Source organism: Maricaulis parjimensis, from assembly GCF_016817355.1.
Classification (GTDB): Bacteria; Pseudomonadota; Alphaproteobacteria; order Caulobacterales; family Maricaulaceae; genus Maricaulis; species Maricaulis parjimensis.
On the sequence record NZ_JADOTT010000005.1, the window covers coordinates 73458 to 97571 of the forward strand.

The following is a 24114-nucleotide window of genomic DNA, read 5'->3' on the forward strand; positions in this document are numbered from 1 at the left end:
TAGCTCCGTCCTGACCGGCCTTAGGCCGAGTCCCCGTCCTTGATGATTTCCGTCATGGTCACGCCCAGCCGGTCTTCCACCACGACGACTTCGCCGCGGGCTACCAGCCGGTTGTTGACGTAGATGTCGATGGCTTCGCCGATCTTCCGGTCCAGTTCGACGACCGAGCCGGAGGTGAGTTTGAGCAGCGAGTTGACGTCGATATGCGCCTTGCCGAGCACCGCCGAGATGTTCACCGGAACGTCGAAGACCGGGGCCAGGTCGGCGGCCGCCTTCTCTTCTTCTTCCAGCATGGAGTCGGCGCGAACCGGGTCCTGCGTGGCCGGCACTTGCTGGCCGGCATCAGCACCGAGATCGGGCAGGTCGAAATTGTTTTCGTCAGCCATGAAAGGCCTCCCTTAGGCAGCGGACGCGCCGGACTGATGTCCCGGGGCGCTGTCCTCACTGGTCTCTTCCGGTGCAGCGTCCAGCCAGCGGGCCACCACATCATTCAAGCGTTGATCGATTTCCTCGGCGCTGCGCTGGATGGCGCCGGCACCCCATTCCAGGCGGACATCGGCACTGCGCATGCCTTGTTCGCCGCGCACCATGATGGCGCCGTCAAATCCGGCCTGGCGGGCGGTCTGCTCCAGTCGTTCCGAGAGCGCTTCCACCAGTTCCGGCGCGCAGCGCACGGACAGGCGGGGTTCGGAGCGCAGGTCCTGCACGGCTTCGCGGGCCACTTCCTCGATCGTGTCCAGCGGATACTGGTTGAGGGCATGGCCGGCGATCTTGCGGGCAGCCGCGATGGCCAGGGCTGCGGATTCCTGGCGCAGCGCGTCGGATTCATGGGCGAGGCGGGCCAGGATCAGCTGCATCTGGGACGCGATGGCCTGGAGGTTTTCCGCGCAGCGGCCCTCTTCCATCTCGCGGCCTTCCTCGACGCCCCACATGCGGGCGGCATCGACATCGTCCTGCGTGAAGAAGCGCTTATAGCTCTCGCCTTCCCGCAGGATTTCGCCGTTATGGTCGAACTCTGTGTCGAAATCGAATTTCGTCGGATTCATTGGTTCGCCCACCCGTTAGTAGATCAGTTCGTCGTCGGCACCGCCATCGGCGAGCATGATCTCGCCCTTGGCAGCCAGGTCCTTGGCCACGGAAACAATGGCCTGCTGGGACTGGTCGACGTCCTTGAGGCGCACCGGCCCCATTGCGTTCATGTCCTCGCGCATGATCTTGGCGGCGCGTTCGGACATGTTGGAGAAGAAGAGATCGCGCAGACTGTCCGAGGCACCCTTCAGAGCCAGGGCCATCTGTTCCTTGTCGATGGCGCGCATCAGGGTCTGGATGCCACCCGGGTCCAGCTTGGACAGGTCTTCGAACACGAACATGAGAGAGCGGATCTTCTCGGCGCTCTCGCGATTGCGTTCTTCCAGGGCGGCCAGGAAACGGTTTTCCGTCTGGCGGTCAAAATTGTTGAAGATCGACGCCATCATCTCGTGGCTGTCATGCTTGGAGGTGCGGGCCAGGTTCGACATGAATTCCGTGCGCAGCGTCTCTTCGATCCGGTCGAGGATTTCGCGCTGGACCGGTTCCATGCGCAGCATGCGGGTCACCACTTCCAGGGCGAAATCTTCCGGCAGGGCAGCGAGGACGCGGCTGGCATGCTCGGACTTCACCTTGGACAGGACCACGGCCACGGTCTGCGGGTATTCATTCTTGAGATAGTTGGCGAGGACGACCTCGTTCACATTGCCCAGCTTGTCCCACATGGTCCGACCGGCGGGACCGCGCAGCTCTTCCATGATGGATTCGACCTTGTCGCCCGGCAGGAAAGAGGTGAGCAGGCGCTGGGTGGCCTCGAAGGAGCCCATCAGCGAACCGGTGGACGACATCTGGCCGACAAAGTCGACGATCAGCTTTTCAACCGCGCTGGATGTGACCGTGCCCAGATTGGACATGGCCTGCGAAACCTCGCGGATTTCCTCTTCGTCCAGCTGCTGCCACAGCGTTTCACCCTCATCACCCAGGGCGAGGAGCATCACAGCGGCCTTTTCAGGACCGTTGAGCCGGGCAGGATCGTCGACAGCGCGTTTGTCAGCCATGTCTCAAATCAACCTTCATGCAGCCAGGAGCGGAGGATCGAGATCGATTCTTCCGGGTGGGAGTCGACAATGTTGGCGACCTTTTTCAGGGAGGAAGCTTTGACCTGACCATCGATCTTCTCGATGTCGATGGAGTCATGGCCAGCCGCCGCAGAGGGTAGGGCCGGAGCACCACCGCTGGACGGCAGGGCAGCCGGTGCCGGAGCCGCGGCGATTGCCGGTTGCGGTCCTGCGCCTGCGCCGGCACCGGCCAGGGCCAGGCCCTGGGGCATCGGTGCGCCACTGGCACCCTTCACCAGCGGGCGGGCCACCAGGAAGATGATCAGCAGGGCGGTCACGAACAGGACGACGATTTCCGCAACCCGCATGATGTCATTCTTGGAGAAGGAGAAGCCGCTCGTCGCCGCGGTGCCCAGCAGCGGGTTGGCGCGGGCAAATTCGATCTGGCGGACCGTCAGGCTGTCGCCGCGGGTTTCTGCATAACCCATGGCGGAGCGGACCAGGGCCTCGATCTCGTCGATCTGGGCCTGCGGGCGCTCGCGCCACACCGTGCTGCCGTCTTCCTGCAGATCAACAATGCCATCGACGGCCACAGCGACGGACAGGCGCTCCAGGGCACCGGCCTCGATCACCTCGGTCCGCGTGGTGGAGGAGAGGCGATAGTTGACGACTTCCGAGGAGGTCTCACGGTTGGACTGGCTGGCCGGGTTGCCGGCCCCGGTTTCACCTTCGGTGTCCGGCAGGTTTTCGGAGGCGGAGACGCGGTTGCGGCTGCCGTCCTGGTCGCTGGAAATGTCTTCGGAGCGCTCGCGGGACAGCAGGACGGAGCCTTCCGGATCGAAGGTTTCCGAGCTCTGCGTGACGCTCTGGCGGTTCAGTTCGGCCGTGACCTGGACGCGGGCAGCGCCCGGTCCGACCACGCCTTCAACAATGTCCAGAATGTTCTGGCGCATGGCCGCTTCGATCTCGGCGCGGCGCTCATCCATGAATGCGGAACCGGCCATGCCGTCCTCGGTCGCATTGGCCAGGACACGGCCGCGATCATCGGACAGGGAGATGTGGCCCGGCTCCAGACCGGCACCGGAGGCGACGATGTTGCGGATCACGCGAACCTGTTCGCTGTTCAGGCGCTGGCTCGCGGAAATGGTGACAGCGGCGGTCGGGGCCTGTTGGTCGCGGGCGAACAGGCGGCGCTCCGGCAGGTTCAGGTGAACGCGCGCGGAATTGACGAAGGCCAGGGACTGGATCGTGCGGGCCAGCTCGCCTTCCAGGGCGCGCTTGGCATTGATGTTCTGGACGAAAGAGGTCTGGCCGAAACTGTCCTGGCGGTCGAAGATTTCATAACCGACCGAGGCACCGCTCAGCGGGCCGGACGAGGCGAGGCGCACACGGGCTTCATCAACCTGGTCGCGGTTGACATAGATGGCGGTGCCGCCTTCGCGGATCTCGTAGGCGATATTCGCCTGGTCCAGCAATTGGGAGGTGGATGCGGCGTCTGCCGGGTCGAGACCGGAATAGAGAAGCGCCTGGCTGCCGCCGCCCACGGCACCGGAAAAATACATGAGCGCGACGGCAACGCCGACGGCCAGTCCAAAAATGGCTGTCAGACGACCGGCACCAAAAGCCCTGAATTGTTCGAGTATCGCGTTCACAAGGAAGTCCTGCCTGCTGGTTCGCGCTTCATCAGCGAAGCACTGGGCAGAATTTTCCTACCTGTGTCGTAAACGAGACTTTAATGGCGCCGAATACGAAATGCATCCCGCCGGGAAAACCCGGCGGGACGCCTGTATGCATAGGGGTGGTGGTTCCCGTACGGAATCAGTCCGGGGGCAGGACTTTTCCCGTTGATCAGCGAATCAGTGCGCTTTTAGGCGCGATATTGCTGGAGACGCGTGGTGCGCAGCCCGGCCAAACCGTGACGGTCGATCGAGCGCTGCCAGCCGAGGAATTCCTCGACGGTCAGCGAATAGCGAGCACAAGCATCTTCAAGAGAAAGCAATCCGCCTCTCACCGCTGCAACGACCTCCGCTTTACGGCGAACAACCCAGCGCTGGGTGTCCGGCCGCGGAAGATCCGCAAGGGTCAGAGGGCTACCATCCGGTCCAATGACATAATTTTCTTTTTTAAGGCGCGGCTGCATGTCCGTGTCCCCGTGTTTTTTGTTTGTAGGGTGACACTACACGCGGGGCTTTAACATCCACCTAAACCGCTGGGTAAATTTAAGTTTAAACACAGCCTTAAAATTTGCCGCTAAATCGACTCGAAGCGGTGAGATGGCAGTCATAAAAAATGGGCCCCGCCAGAGACGGGGCCCAGATTACGGATCAGCGTGGGTGGTGGTTAGCGCTTCATCCGGATGGCTTCGTCGAGCATCTCGTCAGCCGTGGTGATGATCTTGGACGAGGCGGAGTAGGCCCGCTGCGTCGTGATCAGGCTGGTGAACTCGGTGGCCAGGTCGACATTGGAGCTTTCCAGCGTCGAGGCGGCGATATTGCCGGACGTGCCCAGGCCCGGAGGCGAGAGCGTGTAGGCACCCGATTCCGGCGTCACGGTAAACGTACCGCCCGACTGGGCTTCCAGACCGTCCGGGTTCACGAAGGTCGCGACCGGGATCTGGTAGATCTTGCGCACAATGCCGTTGGTAAACTTGGCGAAGACGAAACCGTCCTCATCCACGTCCACGCTGGCGAAGTTACCGAAGGCCGAACCGTTCACATTCGTGGAGAGCAGGGCCGACGGGCTGTCATACTGGGTGAAACCGCCCGGGGCGTTCGGGGAGCCGAAGTCCAGTTCGATCGACTGGGCATCGACGCCGGTGGCGGCAGCCCACTGGAACTGGTTGGCACCCAGAGCGGCCACATTGGTGGAGGACAGGAAGTCCAGCGTGGTCGGCAGGGTCGTGTTGGCGGTGTCCAGGCGGCCCTGGGCGTCAAAGGCGACAATACCCGTGGCCATCTGGCCGTCGACCAGGCCGGCGCCCGTGGAGATGTCCGTCGCCGGAACCATGTGCACTTCGGCGTGCCACTGGTTCGGGGTGGAGCTCTTCAGCAGCGAGATGGTGAGCGAGCGCACGCCACCGACACTGTCATAGAAGGGAACCGAACGCTGGAAGTCCGGCGTCACAGTGCCGGATGCCATGTTCGTGGCGGAAACACCGGCAGCATAGGTCGCTTCGGCGGCCGACACGGTCTGGCTGGATTGCAGGTTGGCGTTGATCGACATGGTCGTTGTCGCTTCCGCTGCACCACCGATGGAGGACAGGTTGATCGTCTCCAGCGTGTTCAGGTCGGACGGGTTCTGCGGGACGGTGCCGTCGGCGGCCACCGGCCAGCCCGACAGATACATGCCCGCATCATTGCGCAGGTAACCTTCATCGTCCGCTGTGAAACGGCCGGCGCGGGTAAAGGCGACCGGGTCGTTGGAACCGGCGGTCGGCGTGTCACGAACCACGAAGAAACCGCGGCCGGAAATGGCCAGGTCGGTCGTGGACGTACCCGCCGTCAGCAGGCCGCTCTCGCCGATGGCGAGACGGGCGACGGACCGGACGCCCGCTGCGGAATAACGCGTCGTGGTGCTGCCGCCGGCGTCATAAAGCGGCGTGAAAGTGGCATTGGCTCGCTTGTAGCCGACCGTGTTCACGTTCGCGATATTGTCCGAGATCGCAGCCAGGGCGCTGGAGTTCGAAATCAGGCCGGAGGCGCCGGCCAAAAGCGCGGAATTGATGCTCATTATGCATGCTCCTTGCGATTTTGGTTTTTGTCGGAGCTTTCTGCTGGGTGTGGTTCACGATCCGTCTTCTGGCAGATCGTTCAGGCCGGCGGGCCTGGGAATCAGCTAACGGCTTCCTCTGCGGGGGGCTGAGCCGTGCTGGTGGCTTCGCGGACAGACAGGATGGAGGACAGCGGAACGCTGATCGAACCCATCTGGACGCTGACTTCATTGCCGGACATGTCCACTCCGGTGACGCGCGCCGCGGCCCGGATCGAGGTGTTGAGGGGTTCGCCCTCGGCATCCTCGGCAATAATCTCAAGGGTATAGACACCGTCATCCAGCGCGGAGCCGGAATCGGACAGGCCATCCCAGGTGAAGGTGTGATTGCCGGTCGTGGTTTCGCCGGTGGCGCGGGCGACAATCTGTTCGCCATCCTTGATCAGGAGCGTCACTTCGGCCGCATCGGACGGCAGGGTGTATTCCCATTCGGCCTGACTGTCGGACAGGACGGCGTCCGGCGTCAGTGCGGTTGCAACCCGGCCGATATAACTGACCGAGTCAGCCTGAGCGGCCGCGGATTGCAGCAGAAGCAGGCTTTCCAGATTCTGGTTCTGGGCGATCTGCTGTTCCACGCTGGAGAAATCGACCAGCTGGTTCACGAACTGGGTGGAGTCGAGCGGGTTGAGCGGATCCTGGTTCTTCATCTGCTCGGTCAGCAGGGTCAGGAACATCTCGAAATTGTCGGCCAGGCCGGTCCGCGAGTTCGCAAGGGCCGGGCTGGAAGCGCCAATGGAGGTAATATCGGTCATCTACTCTGCTCCTAGACCCGCATGTCCACGCCTTCGCGGCGCGACAGCAGGAAGCCATAGGTGGATCGCGGAGCGGCAGGCTCGATGGCCTCGCTCAGCGCGGAAAGGGTGTCGCTCTCGGTGAAAACCGGCATGGAAGACGCATTCTCGCCCGACGCATCATCGCCGGCAGCCTGTCCGTCTTCCTGCATCTGGAAGTCCAGCCCGTCTTCGCCCAGTTCCAGACCGGCCTCATTCAAGGCGCGCTCGAGTTCGCGGGCATTGCGCTGCAATTCCATCAGCGTGTCGGGGCGTTCGGCCGTGAGGACCGCATGGACACGATTGTCGGCCCGCATCTCAAGCCGCACGCCGACCTTGCCCAGCTCGGCAGGGTCGAGGCGGATGTCGAAGACGCGATTACCGTCACTGACCTTGCGGCTGATCTGCCCGGCCAGGTGTTGCGTGGTGTGGGCAGCAAAGCGCGGCAAGTGGGCGCCATTGCGATCCGCAGCGACGCGGGCATCCAGCATGCGTCCGGTCTGCAGGTCGATATCGGTGGTGGCGGTCATGTCAGCATTTTCACCCTGACCCAGAACCGGAGCCGGCGTCAGGCCGGTCGTCTGGTTCAGGCTGGCCTGAAGCGTCAGGGGTTGCGCTGTGACCGGTAATTCGCGCTGGACCGGCAGTGACGGTTCAGCACCGGACGTCATGGTGGTGGACATGGCGGCCGTAGTGTCGGGTTTCGCGGCTGCAGATGCCGACGGGGACGGCGTTGCGCTCTGCGTATTGGATGCGGACTGGCCAGCTGCCATGGCGGAGGCACCGCGCGGTTGCAGGATGGCGCGCGTGTCTGCCGGCTCTTTGAGACCCGGCTGTTTCAGGGCCGGCATTTCGGCTTGAACACTCGTGGTAGCGCTGCCGGCCTGACCATTGGTCTGGGCCTGGGCGATGGCTTGCGGTTGGGCTTGGGCCGCCTGAGCCAGCGCTTGTGCCGGATTCAGCGCACCGGCTTGCTCTGCGGCGACCGGGTTGGTGACAGCGGGAGCGGGCACGGATGCCTGCGCCGGAACGGCTTGCGTCGGCAGCTTGTCCAGGACCGTGGATTTCATGCCGGCCTTGGCATTGTCCTGGGTCGCGGACTGGGCGGCGAGAGCCGTCTGTGCCGGCAGTTGGCGCTGTACAAGGGCGTCAGCCGGATCTGCAGTGCCCGTGTCGGTCATACCCGCCAGTGCTGGCTCAACCGGCAATTCGCCCATCGTCTGACCTGTCACGGGAAGCGGTGCCGTCATGCTGTCAGGCGCCGCGGACACCAAGGTCACCGGAGCGGTCGGAGCAGGAGACGCTGTACTGCTGGTCGTCGTTCCGGTCGCCGCCGAGGGGTCAGCCGCCATCGCGGGCTGTCCGGCCGGCAGGGGTGCGGATTGCGCTGTGGCAGTCTGGACCGGCAGTTTCGGGCTGGCAGAAGATTTGGCCTGGGTGGGCGTGCTGTCTTTCGCCAGAACCGGCGGGACCGGTGTCTGGGTTTGGATTTGGGCCTGCGCCTGCGCTTGGTCGGGCGCCGTCATTGTCGCGGGTGTGGGCGATGGTGCCGTCACGGCCGCAGCGGATGACGCTGTCGCGGATGACGTCGTGTTGGCCGACGCGGCTGTCACATCAAGAAGCGGTGCTTCGGCAGACACGATCGGTTGTGCCGGGCCATCAAGGCCAGCCGTCAATTGCGGTTGCGGCGCTGCAGCCGCGATCTGTCCGGCGAGCAGCAGGCTGGCATCCGTAACGGGCGCGTCGCCGCTTTGACCGGACGTCATATCCTGAGCGAGCTGCGGTGCCAGGGCCGCCATGCCGTCAGCCAGGACCGGTTGCGCATTACCATTCGTTGCGCCCGGAAGGGCGGCGCGGTTGATTGCGGCGGGCAGGGCGCTGTCGGTGTGACCGGCCAGGCTGGCCAGCAATTGGTTGAACTCGCTGGTGACGGCAGACGCGGCTGTGCCGTTCACCGGCGCAGACGGGCTGGCACCGGCGGACGCATTCGCTGCGCTTCCAAGAATGGACAGAATGGAAATCTGACCGGGTTGCATCGTCACCTTCACTCACATTGATGGCGCAGTTCACGCCTTGGTTCGCCAGATCTGTCGCAAGTGGCATGCCAGTGTGAAATTCACCCAAGACATTGAATTTATGCATTAATTTTCCGGAAATATTTGCTGGGAGGCAGGCTTGCCCGGCTATTCCTGCCCGGTGGTGGGCGGAAGCTGCCGGGCTGTCCTTCCGGGCGGAGCCGGGCCGCCGGATACCGGTCCCAATACCTTGTAAATCGCGCGTGAGCACGGGCGCGCCTACGCGTGCGCGCGGTGAAGACGTGATCGCGACCGGCCTGGCTGACGGTCTGGAATCCGCGTCGGAAAACTGGCCCGGCGCTTGCGATGTTAAGGGCAGGTCTGCTGGGCAACCGGCAGCGGAAAAATTCAGAGATTGAGCCAATAAACCAATGACGCCAGTGCTTTACAGCCAGATTTGCAAAGAAGGACGCACCGGAAATACCTGGTTTGCGCCCGGCAATTCCTGCCGCTTTGCCGGAATCTTTGGCCGGGCAGTTGGCGCGTTGGCTCGTCAGACCGGGAGCGCGACATGTCGCTGAGTGGAATTCTGGGCAATGCCCTTTCGGGGTTGGCAGCGAGCCAGGCCGGCCTGCGTGCCGCCTCCAACAATGTCGCCAACGTCAACACGCCCGGTTACGCCCGCACAACGGCCAATCTCCAATCCCGCGCCGTCGGCGGTGTGGCGATGGGTGTGGAAGTCGTCGGCATCACCCGGATTGTGGACCGGCATCTCCAGTTCGCCTCCCTGCGTGCGATCAGCGAGGCCGGGTCGGCCGAAGTCCGCGCCGATGCGCTGGACCGCCTGCAGGCCCAGTTCGGCAATCTGGACGATAGCGGCTCGATTTTTGCCCGTCTGAACAAGGCGTTCACCAGTCTGTCCCAGGCCAGCGTGGATCCGTCCCTGTCCGTGTCCCGTCTGTCGGCCGCTGCCGATCTGCAATCCTTTTTTGACGAGACCAGCCGTCTGTCGACCGAGGTCCGCAATCAGCGCCAGGAAGCTGACGCCAAGATCAATGCGACGGTCCACCGGTCCAATGAGATCATCAATGAGCTTTTCGAGCTCAACGCCAATGTTCAGAGCCTGTCCTCGGGAGGCGGGGATGTGTCGGGGGCGGAAAACCGCCAGTCCGAACTTCTCGACGAATTGTCGACCTATCTGGATGTCCGCGCGGACTTCCAGGGCGATGGCCGTGTTGTGGTCCGCACCACGGACGGTGTCCTCCTGCTCGACAATTTCCCGGCCGAGATCACTTACAAGCCGACCGGTACGGGCGCTTATGGCGTGAAGTATGGCCAGATCTATGTGCAGCCGCCCAATGGCGGTTCGCCCCAGCAGCTGGACAGCCATATCAAGACCGGTGAGCTGCGCGGCCTTCTGGACCTGCGTGATGGCGATCTGGCTGAAGTGGCCGAAGAGCTGGCCGAGCTGGCTGCCGGTGCCGCCGATGCGCTGAACGCGGCGCACAACAATGCCACCTCCTATCCGGCACCGCAGACCCTGACCGGGCGCAATACCGGTCTGGAAGGCACGGACCTGCACAATTTCACCGGTGCGACCACGCTCGCCGTGACGGACAATACCGGCCTGCTCGTGCGCCGGGTCGATATCGATTTCGACGCCGGCACGCTCTCCGTCGATGGCGGGGCACCGGCCGCGATCGGCACGACGGTCAACAGTCTGACGACGGCGATCAACACGGCCCTGGCCGGTGTCGGCTCCGCCAGTTTCGCCAATGGCCAGATGGAGATTTCTGCCACGGCCGCCACGAATGGCGTGTCCACCCTGCAGGACGAAACCAATCCGTCTGATCGTGCGGGCCGGGGTTTTGCCCATTTCTTCGGCCTGAATGATCTGGTGCGCTCAACCCGTCCCGGCTTCTTTGAAACGGGGCTGACGGGTGCGGAGCTGCACGGGTTTGCCGGCGGATCGGGCCTGGAATTCACCATCAAGACCCATGATGGCAATTCGGTCGGCACGGTGAATATCGCCATGGTCGCGGGTGAGACCTTCAATGATGTCATCACCGCGCTCAATGACCCCAATACGGGTCTGGGCCGCTATGCCACCTTCTCGCTCGATGCGAATGGCGAACTCTCCTCGGTTCCCCAAGCCGGCTATGAGAGTTTCCAGGTCAATATGACGGGCGATGACACATCGCGTCCCGGTTCCGGTATCGCTTTTTCCCACCTGTTCGGTGTGGGTCTGGAAGCCCGCGCCTCGCGTGCCGAAAGCTTTGATGTGAACAGCGAGGTGCGGTCCGACGCGTCGCGGCTCTCGCTGGGCCAGCTCGATATCTCCGCCGCGACCGTGGTGGGCGATGTGGTGATCACGGCGGGCGATAATCGCGGCGGCTCTGCCCTGCAGGCGGCGCTCGACAATCAACGCAGTTTTGATGCGGCCGGGTCGATCTCGGCCACTTCGGCCAGCCTGGGCGACTACATGGCCCGTCTGGCCGGTACGGTCGGTTCGCGGGCCTCGCGGGCGGAAAGTGAAGCGGGCTCGGCCATCGTCCTGCGGGAGACGGCGGCGCAGAAACGGCTCGATGTTGAGGGGGTGAATCTGGATGAGGAACTGGCGTCGATGACCATGTTCCAGACGTCCTATAATGCCTCGGCGCGCATGATGCAGGCGGCCAAGGAAATGACCGAAACCCTGCTCAATATTGTCTAAGAGGAATAGGCGATGACGCGGATTTCCACCTATGCAGCCAATCAGTCCGCCCTGATGGACCTGATGCGCGCGCAAAAGAACATGTTTGACGCCCAGCAGCAGCTGAGTTCGGGCAAGCTGGCGACGGATCTCAAGGGCATCGGCTACCAGGCTGAATCCCTGTCGGCTTCCCGCGCCGCGCTCGAACGCGCCAAATCCTATGAGGAAGCGGCGATGCGCACGGGGGCCCGCCTGGAAGCCCAGAATATCGCCCTGGAACAGATGGGCGATGCGGTATCCAATTTGCGCACTTCCGTGACGTCCAAGGAAGGCGATTACATCATGCACCAGGTGCGTGAGGCCTTCTACGAGATCACCAACGCGCTCAATACCAAGCATTCCGGGGTCTATCTCTTCGGTGGTACGCGTTCCGATGTGACGCCGGTCAATGTGTCCAACCTGTCGGACCTGGTGCCGCTGGCCAGCGCGAATGATGTGTTCGAGAACAATCAGCGCACGCCGGTCGTGCAGCTGGACCAGGGCTACACGCTGGATGTCGGCATGCTGGCCAGTGATGTCGGCGGCGAAGTCATGGCGGCGTTCAAGCGCATTGCCGATTTCGATGCCGGCGCCAATGGTCCCTTCGCCTCGCCCCTGACGGCGGCGCAGGATGCCTTCCTGACCTCGGAAATCCAGAATGTCATCACCGCGCTGGACAATCTCTATGTCCGCGTCGGCGAGAACGGCTCGAAACAGACCCAGGTGGAAAACCTGAAAAACTCCCATGTCGACCGCCAGGACTTCCTCACCCTGATGATCTCCGACATCGAGGATGCCGACATGGCCGAAGCCGCCAACCGCTTCCAGCAGGCCCAGACGGCCGTGGACGTCTCCGCGGTGACTTTCTCCACCCTGAACGATGTTTCCCTGCTGCCGTACCTGCGATAGGGGACCGGCCGTTTCGCATTCCCTTTGGGCTTTGACGCGACGGGCTCTAGTCTCGCGGCATGATCGTGATCCAAGTCTTCGCGGAGCACATGCGTGAACGGCTGCTCTCAGGCCTGCCTGACAACATTGCGGTCATCATGGCTCGGGGGTGGTAATGCCAGAACGGGACGAAGAAATGACCGAGCGGCCTGAGGAGGGATTGCAATCAGGCGATTACGACCGGTTGGGCGGATGGGCGGCACTTATTGGTGGTCTGATCACCAGCATTTGTGCTTTTCTGATGATCCGATTCAATGCTCATATTCTCGTTATCGCATTGGTTTCGTTGCTTGTTTTTGGTGTGTCGCTGGGTGCGGCATTCTACTTTTTGAAATATCCAAAAAGCTTCATCAGAGACGTTCTGGAAGCCTTGTTCAGGCAGGGCTGGTAGCGTCTCAGGGCTGTATTTCCCGACTGCCTTCGACTATATACCCGCCTCCCATAGACGTTTGCTGCGGGCCTTGACCCCGCTGGAGGCGAGAGAATGACGACGCTTTTGACCGGCGACGCGGCGACGCGCGCTGATGCACTCCTTTCCGAATTGAACCTGTCCGGCGATCCGCTGGGGCTGGGTGGCCGGCCCGGTGATCATCGGGTCGTGGTGGCCATGTCCGGCGGCGTGGACAGTTCCGTGACTGCGGCGGTCCTGCACCGGCTGGGCTATGATGTGGTCGGTGTGACGCTGCAGCTCTACGACCATGGCGCGGCGATCGCCAAGAAGGGCGCCTGCTGTGCCGGCCAGGACATCTATGATGCCAAGCGCGTCGCCGAGGCCTGCGGCTTTCCCCATTATGTGCTGGATTATGAAAGCCGCTTCCGCGAGGCGGTGATCGAGGAATTCGCCGACACCTATCTGGCCGGCTATACGCCGATCCCCTGCGTGCGGTGCAACCAGACCGTCAAGTTTGCGGATCTGCTGGAAACGGCCAAGCAGCTGGGTGCCCGCTGCATGGCCACCGGTCACTATATCCAGCGTGTCGAGGGCGAGAACGGGCCGGAACTGCGCCGCGCCGCCGATGCCGGCAAGGACCAGTCCTACTTCCTGTTCGCGACCACGCATGAACAGCTGGACTTCCTGCGCTTCCCGCTGGGCCATCTCAACAAGGACCAGACGCGCCGTCTCGCCGAAGCCTTCGGCCTGATCGTCGCCGACAAGCCGGACAGCCAGGACATCTGCTTCGTGCCCAATGGCCGCTATGTCGACATTGTCGAGAAGGTCCGCCCCGGCGCCTCCCGTCCAGGCAAGATCGTGCATGTCGATGGCCGGGTGCTGGGCGAGCATGAGGGCGTGATCCGCTACACGGTCGGCCAGCGCCGCGGGCTGCAAATCGCTGTGGGCGAACCGCTCTATGTCGTGCGCCTGGATGCCGACAAGGCCGAGGTGATCGTCGGTCCGCGCGAAGCGCTGGAAGTCGACACGATTGCCTTGAAGGACATCAACTGGCTGGGCGATGAGGCCCTGTCGGACGGCGCCCCCGTGCGCGTGAAAGTCCGCTCCACCCGTCCGCCGGTCCCCGCTGCCCTGTCTGTGGATGGCGACATGATCGGTGTCGTCCTCGCCAAGGGCGAGGAGGGCGTCGCGCCGGGCCAGGCCTGTGTCTTCTATTCGCCGGACGACGAGGACCGAGTGCTCGGCGGTGGCTGGATTGCCCGGACAAGCGGGCGTGGGACTGGCGGAACGGGCGTTCGGTTGATTGGCTAACCGCCCAACACCGCCTTCCACCCCACCACCGTCAGCCAGTGGACCACCACGGCCGGCCACACTGACCCGCCCATCCGCCAGGCGAGCGTGCAGGTCAGGCCCAGCGCCGTGGCGATCAGCAGGAAACCGGGTTCGAGGAAAGCCGGTTGCGCCATGGGCAGGCCGAGCCAGACCTGGACCGGGTGCCAGAGCACGAAGAGGGCGAGCGCCAGTGCGGAGCGCCAGACGCCCCTGCGGCCGGCCAGTGCGACTCGGAACACCATCTCTTCGCCAAGGGCGGGGATGAAAAATCCCAGTGCTGCTATCGCTAACAGCTCGCCCCAATGCGTCGTCACTGAAAAGTTGAACGCAGTATCAAGTTTGGCTACAACAAGGGCGAAGCTTGCGAAAAGTGCAAGCAGAAGAAAGGTTTGCCACCATTTTTGCAAATCGGGCCAAGCCCGTGCGGCGGATGCCGCATCTGCGAAAAAACTTGACGCTGTGCCGCATGTTTTGATCATGCGCGCCAGACTATCGAGACTTTCAACCCCTGAGGAGACACGACATGAGTGCTAGCGACGATCCCATCGTCATCGTCGGCATGGCCCGCACCCCGATGGGCGGCCTGCTGGGTGAGCTCTCGCCCCTGTCCGCGAACGAGCTGGGCGCCATCGCCGTCAAGGCTGCCATGGAAGAAGCCGGTCTGGCCGGTGATGATGTCGACCAGGTCCTGATGGGCAATGTGCTGATGGCTGGTCAGGGCCAGGCCCCGGGCCGCCAGGCCGCGATCAAGGCCGGCCTGCCGAAATCCGTCGAAGCCACCACGCTGAACAAGATGTGCGGCTCCGGCATGCAGGCGGCCATCATGGGCCGTTCAGCCATCGCGGCGGGTGATGCGGAAATCATCATCGCCGGTGGTATGGAATCCATGACCAACGCGCCGCACATGCTGCCGACCCACCGCGGCGGCTTCAAATACGGCCATGACGTCGTCAAGGACCACATGGCCCAGGACGGTCTGGAAGACGCCTATGAGAAAAAGGCGATGGGCGTGTTTGCCGACATGATCGCGGAAGAACACCAGTTCACCCGCGAGCAGCAGGATGCCTATGCGCTGGAAACCCTGGCCCGTGCCCAGCGCGCGACCAAGGAAGGCGATTTCAAGCGCGAGATCACGCCGGTGACCATCCAGACACGCAAGGGCGATGTCGTGGTCGATACGGACGAACTGCCGCGCAAGGCCATGCCGGAAAAGATTCCGAGCCTGCGTCCCGCCTTCGGCAAGGACGGCACGGTGACGGCCGCCAATGCCTCGGCGATCTCCGATGGCGCCGCCGCGCTGATCATGATGCGCCTGTCGGAAGCGGAACGCCGCGGTCTCAAGCCGATCGCCAAGATTGTCGCGACCGCCGCACACGCTCATGAGCCGGCTTACTTCACCACCGCTCCGGTGCCTGCCATGCGCAAGGTCGTCGAGCGCGCCGGCTGGCAGATCGAGGATGTCGATCTGTGGGAAATCAACGAGGCCTTTGCCGTGGTGCCGATGATCGCGATGAAGGAGCTGGGCATTTCCCACGACATCATCAACGTCAATGGCGGCGCCTGCGCCCTGGGTCACCCGATCGGCGCTTCCGGTGCCCGCATCATGGTGACGCTGCTGGCTGCGCTGGAAAAGCACGGCAAGTCCAAGGGTGTGGCTTCGCTCTGCATCGGTGGCGGTGAAGCCACTGCCGTCGCCGTGGAGCGCATGGCTTAAGCCAGGCTCCAAGGCTGAAAACAAGAAGGGCGCAGCCATCGGCTGCGCCCTTTTTCTTGGCATCTACCAGCCTGCCGGATTGTCCGAAAAGCGGCAGGTCTCACTGTCGGCATGCCAGCTGCCATTGCCATCCAGGCAGGCCTCACGCTCCGTGGTCGTGAACAGGGCAAAGCGCAAGGCGATAGCCAGAACAATCCCGACCAGCGTGATCGCCAGCCAGGTTCGCGGGCCGAGGCGGGCGCGTTTCATGCGCCGCCCCGGCGACAGGGTTCATGCTGCACTGGCGAAAAACCGCTTAGCTGTCGATGTGATTCAGCGGAAGGCCACGGCCTTCCTTGACGTTGCGCACCTGGACCGAGGTCTGGAATTCGCCAACCACGTCGAGCGGAATCATCTTCTCGTACATGAAGGTGTTGTAGGCATCGATGTCCGGCGCGACGATCTTCAGCAGATAGTCGTAGGGGCCTGTCATCGTGCAGCCTTCCACGACTTCCTCGAAGTCCTGGATGGCCTTTTCGAACTTCTCGTAATTGGCCTTGCGGGCCGGCTGGATCTTCACTTCCAGATAGGCCGTGAACATCAGTCCAACCGCGCGACGATCCAGCTGGACCGAGCGCCGTTTGATGATACCTTCGGTCTCCAGGCGGCGAATTCGGCGCCAGCAGGGGGAGGGCGTCAGACCGACGATTTCCGCAATGTCCGCAACGGAGCGGCCCGCATCTTCCTGCAGGGCTTCAAGAATGCGAACGTCGATCGTATCTAGGGTAGCCGTCATTATTTCCTCAAATCAGAATTTTCTGAGAAAATAATCTAAGCTTTCGCACTTGCGAACCCCAAAATGGCACCGCATTCCAATGGTGGACAAGACTAGCGCTTCCGCGTTAGAGCCCGTCGCGCAATATCGGTCGCCTGAGGCGTCCCGTTTGCATGTCCGGGGTATCTCGCCCCGCCAGTCCAGATGAGAGCTCATGGCCCAAGACGCACCTCGCTTTCATGTCCCCGCGCCGCATGCGCGTCCCGGTGACACACCTGATTTTTCTCACATCGAGGTCCAGCCGGCCGGTGAGGCCAAACGGCCGGATGTCGCTGTGCCCGGCATGGAGACCCGCGATCTGGCCCTCGGCCTGATCGGTGTGCTCGACCATAACCACCAGGCGGTTGGCGAATGGGACCCGAAACTGGACGCGGATGTCCTGCGTGAGGGGCTCAAGCACATGATGCTGACCCGCGCCTATGACGACCGCATGCTGAAACTGCAGCGCCAGGGCAAGATGAGCTTCTACATGAAGTCCACCGGCGAGGAGGCGATTGCCGTGGCCGGGGCGATGGCGCTCGACAAGGGCGACATGGTGTTCCCGTCCTACCGCCAGCAAGGCATGCTGTTCGCGCGGGGCCGCGACATTGTGGAGATGATGTGCCACTGCATCTCCAACAGCCGTGACAATCTCAAGGGCCGTCAGCTGCCGGTCCACTACACCTGGGCCGAGGGGAATTTCTTCTCGATCTCGGGCAATCTGGCGACGCAATTTCCGCAGGCTGTCGGCTATGCCATGGCCTGCCGCTACAAGGGCGAAAGCCAGATCGCAGCCAGCTGGATCGGCGAAGGCTCGACCGCTGAAGGCGATTTCCACGGCGCGCTGGTCCTGGCCTCCACCTACAAGGCGCCGGTCGTTCTGAATGTCGTGAACAATCAGTGGGCCATTTCCACCTTCCAGGGGATCGCCGCTGGCGACGCTCCGACTTTCGCCGCCAAGGGGCTGGGCTATGGCCTCGCCTCCCTGCGTGTGGACGGCAATGACTTCCTGGCCGTCTACGCCGCCACCCAATGGGCCGCCGAGCGCGCGCGCAAGGGGCATGGCGCCACGGTGATCGAGAGCTTCACCTATCGCGCTGATGCGCACTCCACCTCGGACGACCCGTCCGGCTACCGGCCGAAAGGCGAGGGGGAGGCCTGGCCGCTGGGTGATCCGATCGCGCGTCTGAAGAACCATCTCATCGGTCTGGGTGAGTGGGACGAAGAGCGCCATGTCGCGCTCGAGAAGGAGCTGAACGAGCTGGTGATTGCCTCCTACAAGGAAGCCGAAAGCTACGGCACGCTGCATGACGGTCCGCTCTCGCCGGTCGAGTCGATCTTCGAGGATGTCTATGCCGAACAGGACTGGCGCCTGCGCCGCCAGCGCCAGGATCTGGGAGTCTAGGACATGGCCAAGATGAACATGATCCAGGCGCTCAACTCGGCGCTGGATGTGATGATGGAACGCGATCCCGACGTCATCAGCTTTGGCGAGGATGCCGGCTATTTCGGCGGTGTGTTCCGGGTAACCGCGAACCTGCAGAAGAAATACGGGCTGGACCGCTCCTTCGACGCGCCGATCAATGAAGCGGCCATCGTGGCGATGGCGATCGGCATGGCGGCCAAGGGCCTCAAGCCTGTCGCCGAGATCCAGTTTGCCGACTACATCTTCCCGGGGCTCGACCAGATCGTCTCCGAATTGTCGCGCATCCGTTATCGCACGGCCGGCCAGTTCACGGTTCCCGCCGTGATCCGCACGCCCTGTGGCGGCGGTATCCGCGGTGGCCAGACCCACTCCATGAGCCCGGAAGCCTTCTTCACCCATATCCCGGGTGTGCAAGTGGTGATGCCGTCCAACCCCTATGACGCCAAGGGCCTGCTGATCGCCGCGATCGAGAGCCCGGACCCGGTCATCTTCTTCGAGCCCAAACGTCTCTATAATGGCCCGTTCGAAGGCCATTCCGGCGGTGCGCTGGCCTCCTGGGGCAATCATCCCAAGGGCGAAGTGCCTGAAGGCCATTACTCCCTGCCCATCGGCAAGGCGGAAGTGGTCCGTGAGGGCAAGGATGTCACCGTGGTCGCCTATGGCACGCTGGTCCTGGTCGCCCAGGCAGCCGCCGAACGCGCCGGTATCGATGCTGAAGTGATCGATCTGAAGACGCTGGCTCCCTACGATATCGAGACGATTGCCCGTTCGGTGAAGAAGACCGGCCGCTGCGTCGTCTCCCAGGAAGCGCCGCGGACCTCGGGTTTTGCGGCCGAACTGGCCGCGCAGATCCAGGAAGAGTGCTTCTACGCGCTCGAAGCCCCGATCCAGCGTGTCACCGGTTGGGATACGCCCTATCCGCATGCCCATGAATGGTCCTACTTCCCGGGACCGGACCGTTTCATCAACGCGATGAACGCCGTGCTGGAGGCTTAAGCGATGAGTGAGTACCGCTATAAAATGCCTGATGTCGGCGAAGGGATCGTCGAGGCGGAAATCGTCGAATGGCACGTCAAGGAAGGTGACACGGTCACCGAGGACCAGCACGTGCTGGACGTGATGACGGACAAGGCGACGGTGGAGATTCCCTGCGCCGTGAACGGCACCGTGACCAAGCTGGTCGGCGCGCCGGGCGATGTCATCGCTGTCGGCACGGAAATCATGTTCATCGCCACGTCTGGTGCCGCTCCCGTCGAGGAGGAGGCACCGGCCGAAGCGCCCAAGGAAGAGCCCAAGCCGGCCGCCAAGAAGCCCGTTGAGCCGGAAGTCTCCGCCGAGGCTCCGTCCGTGGCAGCGCGCCCGACCGGCGAGCGTCCGCTGGCCAGCCCCGCCGTGCGCAAGCGCGCCCTGGATGCGGCGATTGATCTGGGTGTGGTTCCCGGCACGGGCCCGGCCGGCCGGATCACGCATGACGATCTGGATGATTTTATCAAATCCGGTGGCCGCCTGGCCGCGCGTTCCGGAGGCGGTTCCGCCATCCGTTCGGCGCGCACGGCGGTGACCGAGGAGAAGGTGATCGGCCTGCGCCGTCGCATCTCCGACAATATGTCCCGTGCCCAGCGTACGATCCCGGACATTGCCTATGTCGAGGAAATCGACGTCACGGCGCTGGAAGAATTGCGCGCGCATCTCAATGCACACCGCTCCGAAGACCAGCCCAAGCTGACCTTCATTCCCTTCCTCGTCCTGGCGCTGACCAAGGCCCTGCCGGACACGCCCCAAGCCAATGCCCATTTCGATGGCGAGGCCATGGTGCTGACCAAGTATGAGGCCGTGCATTGCGGCATCGCGGCCGCCACGCCGAACGGTCTCATGGTGCCGGTAATCAAGCATGCGGAAAGCCTGGACATCTGGCAGATCGCCTCGGAACTCTCGCGCCTCGGCCAAGCGGCTAAGGATGGCAAGGCCTCCAAGGACGAGCTGAGCGGGTCCACCATCACCATCACCTCGCTGGGGGCAATCGGTGGTCTGGTCACGACGCCCATCCTGAACGCACCAGAAACGGCGATCATCGGCGTCAACAAGATGCAGACCCTGCCGCGCTTCGATGCGGATGGTCAGGTCGTGCCGCGCAAGCTGATGAATCTGTCCTCCTGCTTCGATCACCGGATCGTCGACGGGTATGACGCCGCCATGCTGATCCAGCGGGTCAAATCCCTGCTGGAAAACCCGGCAACGCTGTTCATGTGAGGCTGACCCCGGTCTGCTTGACCGGACCGGGCAAAGCGCCCAAAAGCAAAAGAGGGGAGTGAATGAGATGACGCCAAGTGTGAAACAGACCTGGTCCGATTTCATCTCCGCCGTTGCCGTTTGGGCGGCCGGCGTTTTCATCCTCATGTTCTATCACGGGAAGATCGGCATCCAGTCCGAATGGATGCCCCAGATCGTGTTCGGCTCTTTTGCTGTGGTTGCCTTGGGCTCCGTGATCGGTTCCCTGGTCTGGCGCCGCCTCAGTCGTCCGCAAGAAGCCAACACCTGATACCCCGTCCGGAGCCCCGCGCTCCGGTCATTTCTCGATTTTGCGCTGATACACTCAAGGAGCGCCTGTGATGCAGACACGGTCTTGCCAAGTCCTCATTGTCGGGGGTGGTCCCGGCGGTTATCCGGCCGCTATCCGGGCCGGCCAGCTGGGCCTCGACACGATCATTGTCGACAAGCACGGTCTGGGTGGCACCTGCCTCAATCGCGGCTGTATCCCCTCCAAGGCGATGATCCATGCCGCGACCGAGTACGAGCATATGAGTGCTGCGGCCAAGGGCGACCGGTTCGGCATTTCCCTGTCCGAAGAGCCCAAGCTGGACATGGGCAAGCTGATCGGCTGGAAGGACGGCATCGTCTCCAAGCTGACCGGCGGCGTGGCGCAGTTGATCAAGGCGGCCGGTGCCGAGCATATTGCCGGCTGGGCGAACTTTAAGAATGCCAAGACCTGCATCGTCACCACGGATGCAGGCGAGGAGATCGAGATCACGGCGGAGAATGTCGTGCTCGCCACCGGTTCGGTGGAAGTCGAACTCCCCTTCATGCCCTTCGGCGACAATGTCATCGGCTCCACCCAGGCGCTGGAACTGACGGAAAAGCCGGAGAAGCTCGTCGTTGTCGGTGCCGGCTATATCGGCCTGGAACTGGGCATCGCCTATCGCAAGCTGGGCACTGAGGTCACCTTCATCGAGGCGCTGGATCGCATCCTGCCGCTCTATGACAAGGAGATCACCCGCCCGATCACCATGTGGCTGAAGAAGCACAAGGTGGATGTGAACCTGTCCTGCAAGGCCAAGGGCGTCACGCAAGGCAAGGACGGCAAATCCGTTCTGGAATACGAGGACGCCAAGGGCGCCACGCAGACGATCGAGGCCGACAAGATCCTCGTCGCCGTCGGCCGCAAGGCCTGCCTGGACGGCTGGGGCCTGGAGAATATGGGCCTCGATCTGGACGGCAAATTCATCAAGGTCGACGCCCAGTGCCGCACCGGAATGCGCGGTGTCTACGCGATCGGTGATGTTGTCGGTGAGCCGCTCCTGGCGCACAAGGCGACGGCCCAGGGCGAAATGGTCGCCGAGATCATCGCCGGTCATCGCCGCGTGCATGATCCGGTCGCCATCGCTGCTGTCTGCTTCACCGAACCGGAAGTCGTTGGCGTCGGCCTGACGCCGGATGAGGCCAAGGCGAAGGGTGAAGAGGTCATCACCGGCAAATTCCCGCTCGCCGCTTCGGGCCGCTATCTCTCCATGGATGCCGGTACGGATGGCGGTTTCGTCCGCGTCACGGCGCGCAAGGATGACCATGTCATCCTCGGCATCCACGCCGTTGGTACGCATGTGTCTGAGCTCTCGGGCGAGTTTGCCCTGGCGGTCGAGATGGGTGCACGCTTGGAAGACATTGCCGGCACGATCCACGTCCACCCGACCCTGACGGAAGGCTTCGCCGAATCCGCCCTGACGGCACTGGGCCACCCGATCCACATCACGGCACCGAAGGCGGGCTAGGCCCGGCTTTCCGCCCCATGGAAATCACGCTCTTCCTCCTTGCCGCGGCCATCATTCTCTTCTTCCTCTTCAGGGGCCGGAAGACGAAAGCGCGTGATGAGACGGCGGAAGCGGCCCGCAAGGCGGTGGAGGCGCGGCTGGGCGACAGTGCTGCGGCGCAGCGAGATGAGGACTCGCGTGCTTGATTAGACGGGCCCCGTTGCCTAGTGTCCGGCCAATTTTCTGAACGCGTTTATTTCCGCCGGGACAATACGATATGGCCGCTTCACCTGCGCCGTCCTTCCAGGACCTGATCCTGCGTCTGCAGCATTACTGGGCCGAGCAGGGCTGCGCCATTCTCCAGCCCTATGATGTGGAAGTGGGGGCCGGCACGCTGCACCCGGCCACGACGCTGCGCTCGCTGGGGCCGCGCCCCTGGCGTGCCGCCTATGTCCAGCCCTCGCGCCGTCCGGGCGATGGCCGCTATGGCGAGAACCCCAACCGCCTCCAGCACTATTACCAGTTCCAGGTCCTGCTGAAGCCGTGCCCGGCCGATATCCAGGACCTCTATCTCGGCTCGCTCGACGCGATCGGCATCGACCGCGATTTGCACGATGTCCGCTTTGTCGAGGATGACTGGGAAAACCCGACCGTGGGCGCCTGGGGTCTGGGCTGGGAGGTCTGGTGTGACGGGATGGAAGTCTCCCAATTCACCTATTTCCAGCAGGTCGGCGGGCTCGATGTCGATCTCGTCTCCGGCGAGCTGACCTATGGGCTGGAACGCCTGGCCATGTATGTCCAGGGCGTGGAGAATGTCTACGATCTGGACTTCAATGGTGCGGGCCTGAAATACGGCGATGTCTTCCAGGAAGCCGAGCGCCAGTATTCCGAATTCAATTTCGAGCATGCCGATGTCGACATGCTGATTGAGTGGTTCAAGGGCGCGGAAAGCCAGTGCATGGCCCTGCTCAATCTCGACAAGCCGCTGCCCCTGCCGGCCTATGATTTCTGCCTGAAGGCCTCGCACCTGTTCAATCTGGTCGATGCCCGCGGCGCCATTTCGGTGGCCGAACGCGCCAGCTGGATCGCCCGCGTCCGCGAACTGGCCAAGGGCTGCGCTGAAGCCTGGGTGAAGTCCGAACGCGCGGCGCTGGAGGGGTAGGGCGATGCGGTTTGCAGCCCTTCTTGCCCTGATCGCCGCGCTTGGCGCCGGTGTGCTGGTGCTGCGCATGAACTCCGATGACGGCGTGACGGAACAGGTTGCTTTGCCGAGTGCCGAGGACCGCTCGCGCTATGTCGAGTTGGGACTGATCCCCGCGTCTCTTCCGGAGGGGGCTGAAATCACGTCCATTCTTCGCAATCAAGGCGAGGAGAACTCGGCAAGCATTTCATTCGAACTGTCTGCACGACCGGCCCCGGAATGGCTTGCGCGCGTCCTTCCCACACGGCCCATGCCGGGCACGGAAGCATCCGCCCCTGATCGGGTGAGCGGTCAAACCCAAGGCAGTGTTTCCATCATTGCTTGGGGTGATTTCTGCGATGGGGACCAGGCCTGGCGCTATACCATTGCCGAAAGCGGGGCGGGCCTCGCCCAAAATGTGACGGGGCGCTCGGGCGCCTGTTTGGCAACGGAGACCGCCTCATGAAACTCCCCCTCCGCGGCGGCTGCCAGTGTGGTGCGATCCGCTATGAGATCTCCAAACAGCCGCTGACCCTGTATTGCTGCCATTGCACGACCTGCCAGCAGCAATCCTCCTCGGCGTTCGGCCTGTCCATGCTGGTGGAGCGGGACGGTTTCCGCTTCACCCAGGGCGCACCGTCGGCCTTCTCCATTCCCACCGACAGCAAGTCCAACAAGCTGGGCCTGTTCTGTGACAAGTGCGGCACGCGCATCGCCAATGATACCGAAGGGCGTCCGGCCCTGTCATTGAAGGCGGGTTCGCTGGATGATCGCGCCCGTCTGCGTCCGGTCGGGCATATCTGGGTGAAATCGGCCCAAGACTGGATGGCCTTCGAGGATGACACGCTGATCTATGAAGGTCCGCCGGACGACAGTTATTACGCGCTCATGGAGCGCTGGACCTCCCAGGAACTGACCGACAAACCGACCTCGTGACGGG

25 protein-coding genes are annotated in these 24114 nt (G+C 63.0%); 14 read left to right on the forward strand and 11 right to left on the reverse strand.

The genetic code is table 11. The features are described from left to right. Positions 1–20: 20 nt before the first annotated feature. From fliN to I0K07_RS09835, 8 genes are all read right to left on the reverse strand, one after another. Complete coding sequence (gene fliN, locus I0K07_RS09800; protein WP_203292862.1) at positions 21–386, reverse strand: flagellar motor switch protein FliN; 366 nt, start codon at positions 384–386, stop codon at positions 21–23. Between the two features lie 12 nt (positions 387–398). Beyond that, positions 399–1046, reverse strand: coding sequence for a FliH/SctL family protein (locus tag I0K07_RS09805; RefSeq protein ID WP_203292864.1), 648 nt, complete (start codon positions 1044–1046; stop codon positions 399–401). Positions 1047–1061: 15 nt separating this feature from the next. After that, positions 1062–2084, reverse strand: a complete 1023-nt coding sequence (gene fliG / locus I0K07_RS09810) for a flagellar motor switch protein FliG (RefSeq protein ID WP_203292866.1) — start codon at positions 2082–2084, stop codon at positions 1062–1064. Positions 2085–2092: 8 nt separating this feature from the next. Next, on the reverse strand, positions 2093–3736 hold the full coding sequence (gene fliF / locus I0K07_RS09815) for a flagellar basal-body MS-ring/collar protein FliF (RefSeq protein WP_203292868.1): 1644 nt from the start codon (positions 3734–3736) through the stop codon (positions 2093–2095). A gap of 215 nt (positions 3737–3951) precedes the next feature. Continuing rightward, positions 3952–4224 carry a CtrA inhibitor SciP gene (gene sciP, locus I0K07_RS09820; protein ID WP_203292870.1) on the reverse strand — a complete coding sequence of 91 codons (273 nt, stop codon included), beginning with the start codon at positions 4222–4224 and terminating at the stop codon, positions 3952–3954. Positions 4225–4424: 200 nt separating this feature from the next. Further along, complete coding sequence (locus tag I0K07_RS09825; RefSeq protein ID WP_203292872.1) at positions 4425–5813, reverse strand: flagellar hook protein FlgE; 1389 nt, start codon at positions 5811–5813, stop codon at positions 4425–4427. 101 nt (positions 5814–5914) lie between these two features. After that, complete coding sequence (locus I0K07_RS09830) at positions 5915–6604, reverse strand: flagellar hook assembly protein FlgD (protein WP_203292874.1); 690 nt, start codon at positions 6602–6604, stop codon at positions 5915–5917. Positions 6605–6615: 11 nt separating this feature from the next. Beyond that, entirely contained in the window at positions 6616–8658 is a 2043-nt protein-coding gene (locus I0K07_RS09835) for a flagellar hook-length control protein FliK (protein ID WP_238934775.1), read from the reverse strand. 550 nt (positions 8659–9208) lie between these two features. On the opposite strand from I0K07_RS09835, the gene flgK reads away from it, so the two are divergent. The 4 genes from flgK (at position 9209) to mnmA (ending at position 14018) form a co-directional block, all read left to right on the forward strand. Further along, positions 9209–11350, forward strand: coding sequence for a flagellar hook-associated protein FlgK (gene flgK, locus I0K07_RS09840; RefSeq protein ID WP_203292878.1), 2142 nt, complete (start codon positions 9209–9211; stop codon positions 11348–11350). Positions 11351–11362: 12 nt separating this feature from the next. Next, positions 11363–12277, forward strand: coding sequence for a flagellin (locus tag I0K07_RS09845; RefSeq protein WP_203292880.1), 915 nt, complete (start codon positions 11363–11365; stop codon positions 12275–12277). Between the two features lie 154 nt (positions 12278–12431). Next, positions 12432–12707, forward strand: coding sequence for a hypothetical protein (locus I0K07_RS09850; protein ID WP_203292882.1), 276 nt, complete (start codon positions 12432–12434; stop codon positions 12705–12707). Positions 12708–12800: 93 nt separating this feature from the next. Beyond that, a complete protein-coding gene (mnmA, locus tag I0K07_RS09855; RefSeq protein WP_203292884.1) occupies positions 12801–14018 on the forward strand; it encodes a tRNA 2-thiouridine(34) synthase MnmA in 1218 nt (405 codons plus the stop codon). On the opposite strand, the gene I0K07_RS15985 is transcribed toward mnmA, so the two are convergent. Beyond that, positions 14015–14518 (reverse strand): CPBP family glutamic-type intramembrane protease, encoded by a 504-nt coding sequence (locus I0K07_RS15985; protein WP_203292886.1) that lies wholly within the window; start codon positions 14516–14518, stop codon positions 14015–14017. The genes mnmA and I0K07_RS15985 overlap by 4 nt on opposite strands. 44 nt (positions 14519–14562) lie before the next feature. Between I0K07_RS15985 and I0K07_RS09865 the strand changes: the two genes are divergently transcribed. Then, complete coding sequence (locus tag I0K07_RS09865; protein ID WP_203292888.1) at positions 14563–15753, forward strand: thiolase family protein; 1191 nt, start codon at positions 14563–14565, stop codon at positions 15751–15753. A 63-nt stretch (positions 15754–15816) separates the two neighbouring features. Here the strand turns inward: I0K07_RS09865 and I0K07_RS09870 are convergent, their stop codons facing one another. Together I0K07_RS09870 and I0K07_RS09875 are read right to left on the reverse strand one after the other, a co-directional pair. Then, complete coding sequence (locus I0K07_RS09870) at positions 15817–16002, reverse strand: hypothetical protein (protein WP_203292890.1); 186 nt, start codon at positions 16000–16002, stop codon at positions 15817–15819. 46 nt (positions 16003–16048) lie between these two features. Beyond that, on the reverse strand, positions 16049–16528 hold the full coding sequence (locus I0K07_RS09875; RefSeq protein ID WP_203292892.1) for an Lrp/AsnC family transcriptional regulator: 480 nt from the start codon (positions 16526–16528) through the stop codon (positions 16049–16051). 193 nt (positions 16529–16721) lie between these two features. Between I0K07_RS09875 and I0K07_RS09880 the strand changes: the two genes are divergently transcribed. From I0K07_RS09880 to I0K07_RS09920, 9 genes are all read left to right on the forward strand, one after another. Continuing rightward, positions 16722–17951, forward strand: coding sequence for a 3-methyl-2-oxobutanoate dehydrogenase (2-methylpropanoyl-transferring) subunit alpha (locus I0K07_RS09880; protein ID WP_203292894.1), 1230 nt, complete (start codon positions 16722–16724; stop codon positions 17949–17951). A gap of 3 nt (positions 17952–17954) precedes the next feature. After that, positions 17955–18968 (forward strand): alpha-ketoacid dehydrogenase subunit beta, encoded by a 1014-nt coding sequence (locus I0K07_RS09885; RefSeq protein WP_203292896.1) that lies wholly within the window; start codon positions 17955–17957, stop codon positions 18966–18968. A 3-nt stretch (positions 18969–18971) separates the two neighbouring features. Beyond that, positions 18972–20222 carry a dihydrolipoamide acetyltransferase family protein gene (locus I0K07_RS09890; protein ID WP_203292898.1) on the forward strand — a complete coding sequence of 417 codons (1251 nt, stop codon included), beginning with the start codon at positions 18972–18974 and terminating at the stop codon, positions 20220–20222. Positions 20223–20289: 67 nt separating this feature from the next. Then, positions 20290–20511: a hypothetical protein gene (locus I0K07_RS09895; RefSeq protein WP_203292900.1), complete on the forward strand. Its 222-nt coding sequence runs from the start codon at positions 20290–20292 to the stop codon at positions 20509–20511. Positions 20512–20581: 70 nt separating this feature from the next. Beyond that, positions 20582–22015: a dihydrolipoyl dehydrogenase gene (lpdA, locus tag I0K07_RS09900; protein WP_203292905.1), complete on the forward strand. Its 1434-nt coding sequence runs from the start codon at positions 20582–20584 to the stop codon at positions 22013–22015. Between the two features lie 17 nt (positions 22016–22032). Then, on the forward strand, positions 22033–22200 hold the full coding sequence (locus I0K07_RS09905) for a hypothetical protein (RefSeq protein WP_203292907.1): 168 nt from the start codon (positions 22033–22035) through the stop codon (positions 22198–22200). A gap of 71 nt (positions 22201–22271) precedes the next feature. After that, a complete protein-coding gene (locus I0K07_RS09910; RefSeq protein ID WP_203292909.1) occupies positions 22272–23156 on the forward strand; it encodes a glycine--tRNA ligase subunit alpha in 885 nt (294 codons plus the stop codon). Between the two features lie 4 nt (positions 23157–23160). Then, positions 23161–23640 carry a hypothetical protein gene (locus I0K07_RS09915; RefSeq protein WP_203292911.1) on the forward strand — a complete coding sequence of 160 codons (480 nt, stop codon included), beginning with the start codon at positions 23161–23163 and terminating at the stop codon, positions 23638–23640. Continuing rightward, positions 23637–24110 carry a GFA family protein gene (locus I0K07_RS09920; RefSeq protein ID WP_203292913.1) on the forward strand — a complete coding sequence of 158 codons (474 nt, stop codon included), beginning with the start codon at positions 23637–23639 and terminating at the stop codon, positions 24108–24110. The genes I0K07_RS09915 and I0K07_RS09920 overlap by 4 nt, the downstream gene beginning before the upstream one ends. The last annotated feature ends 4 nt before the right edge of the window (positions 24111–24114 follow it).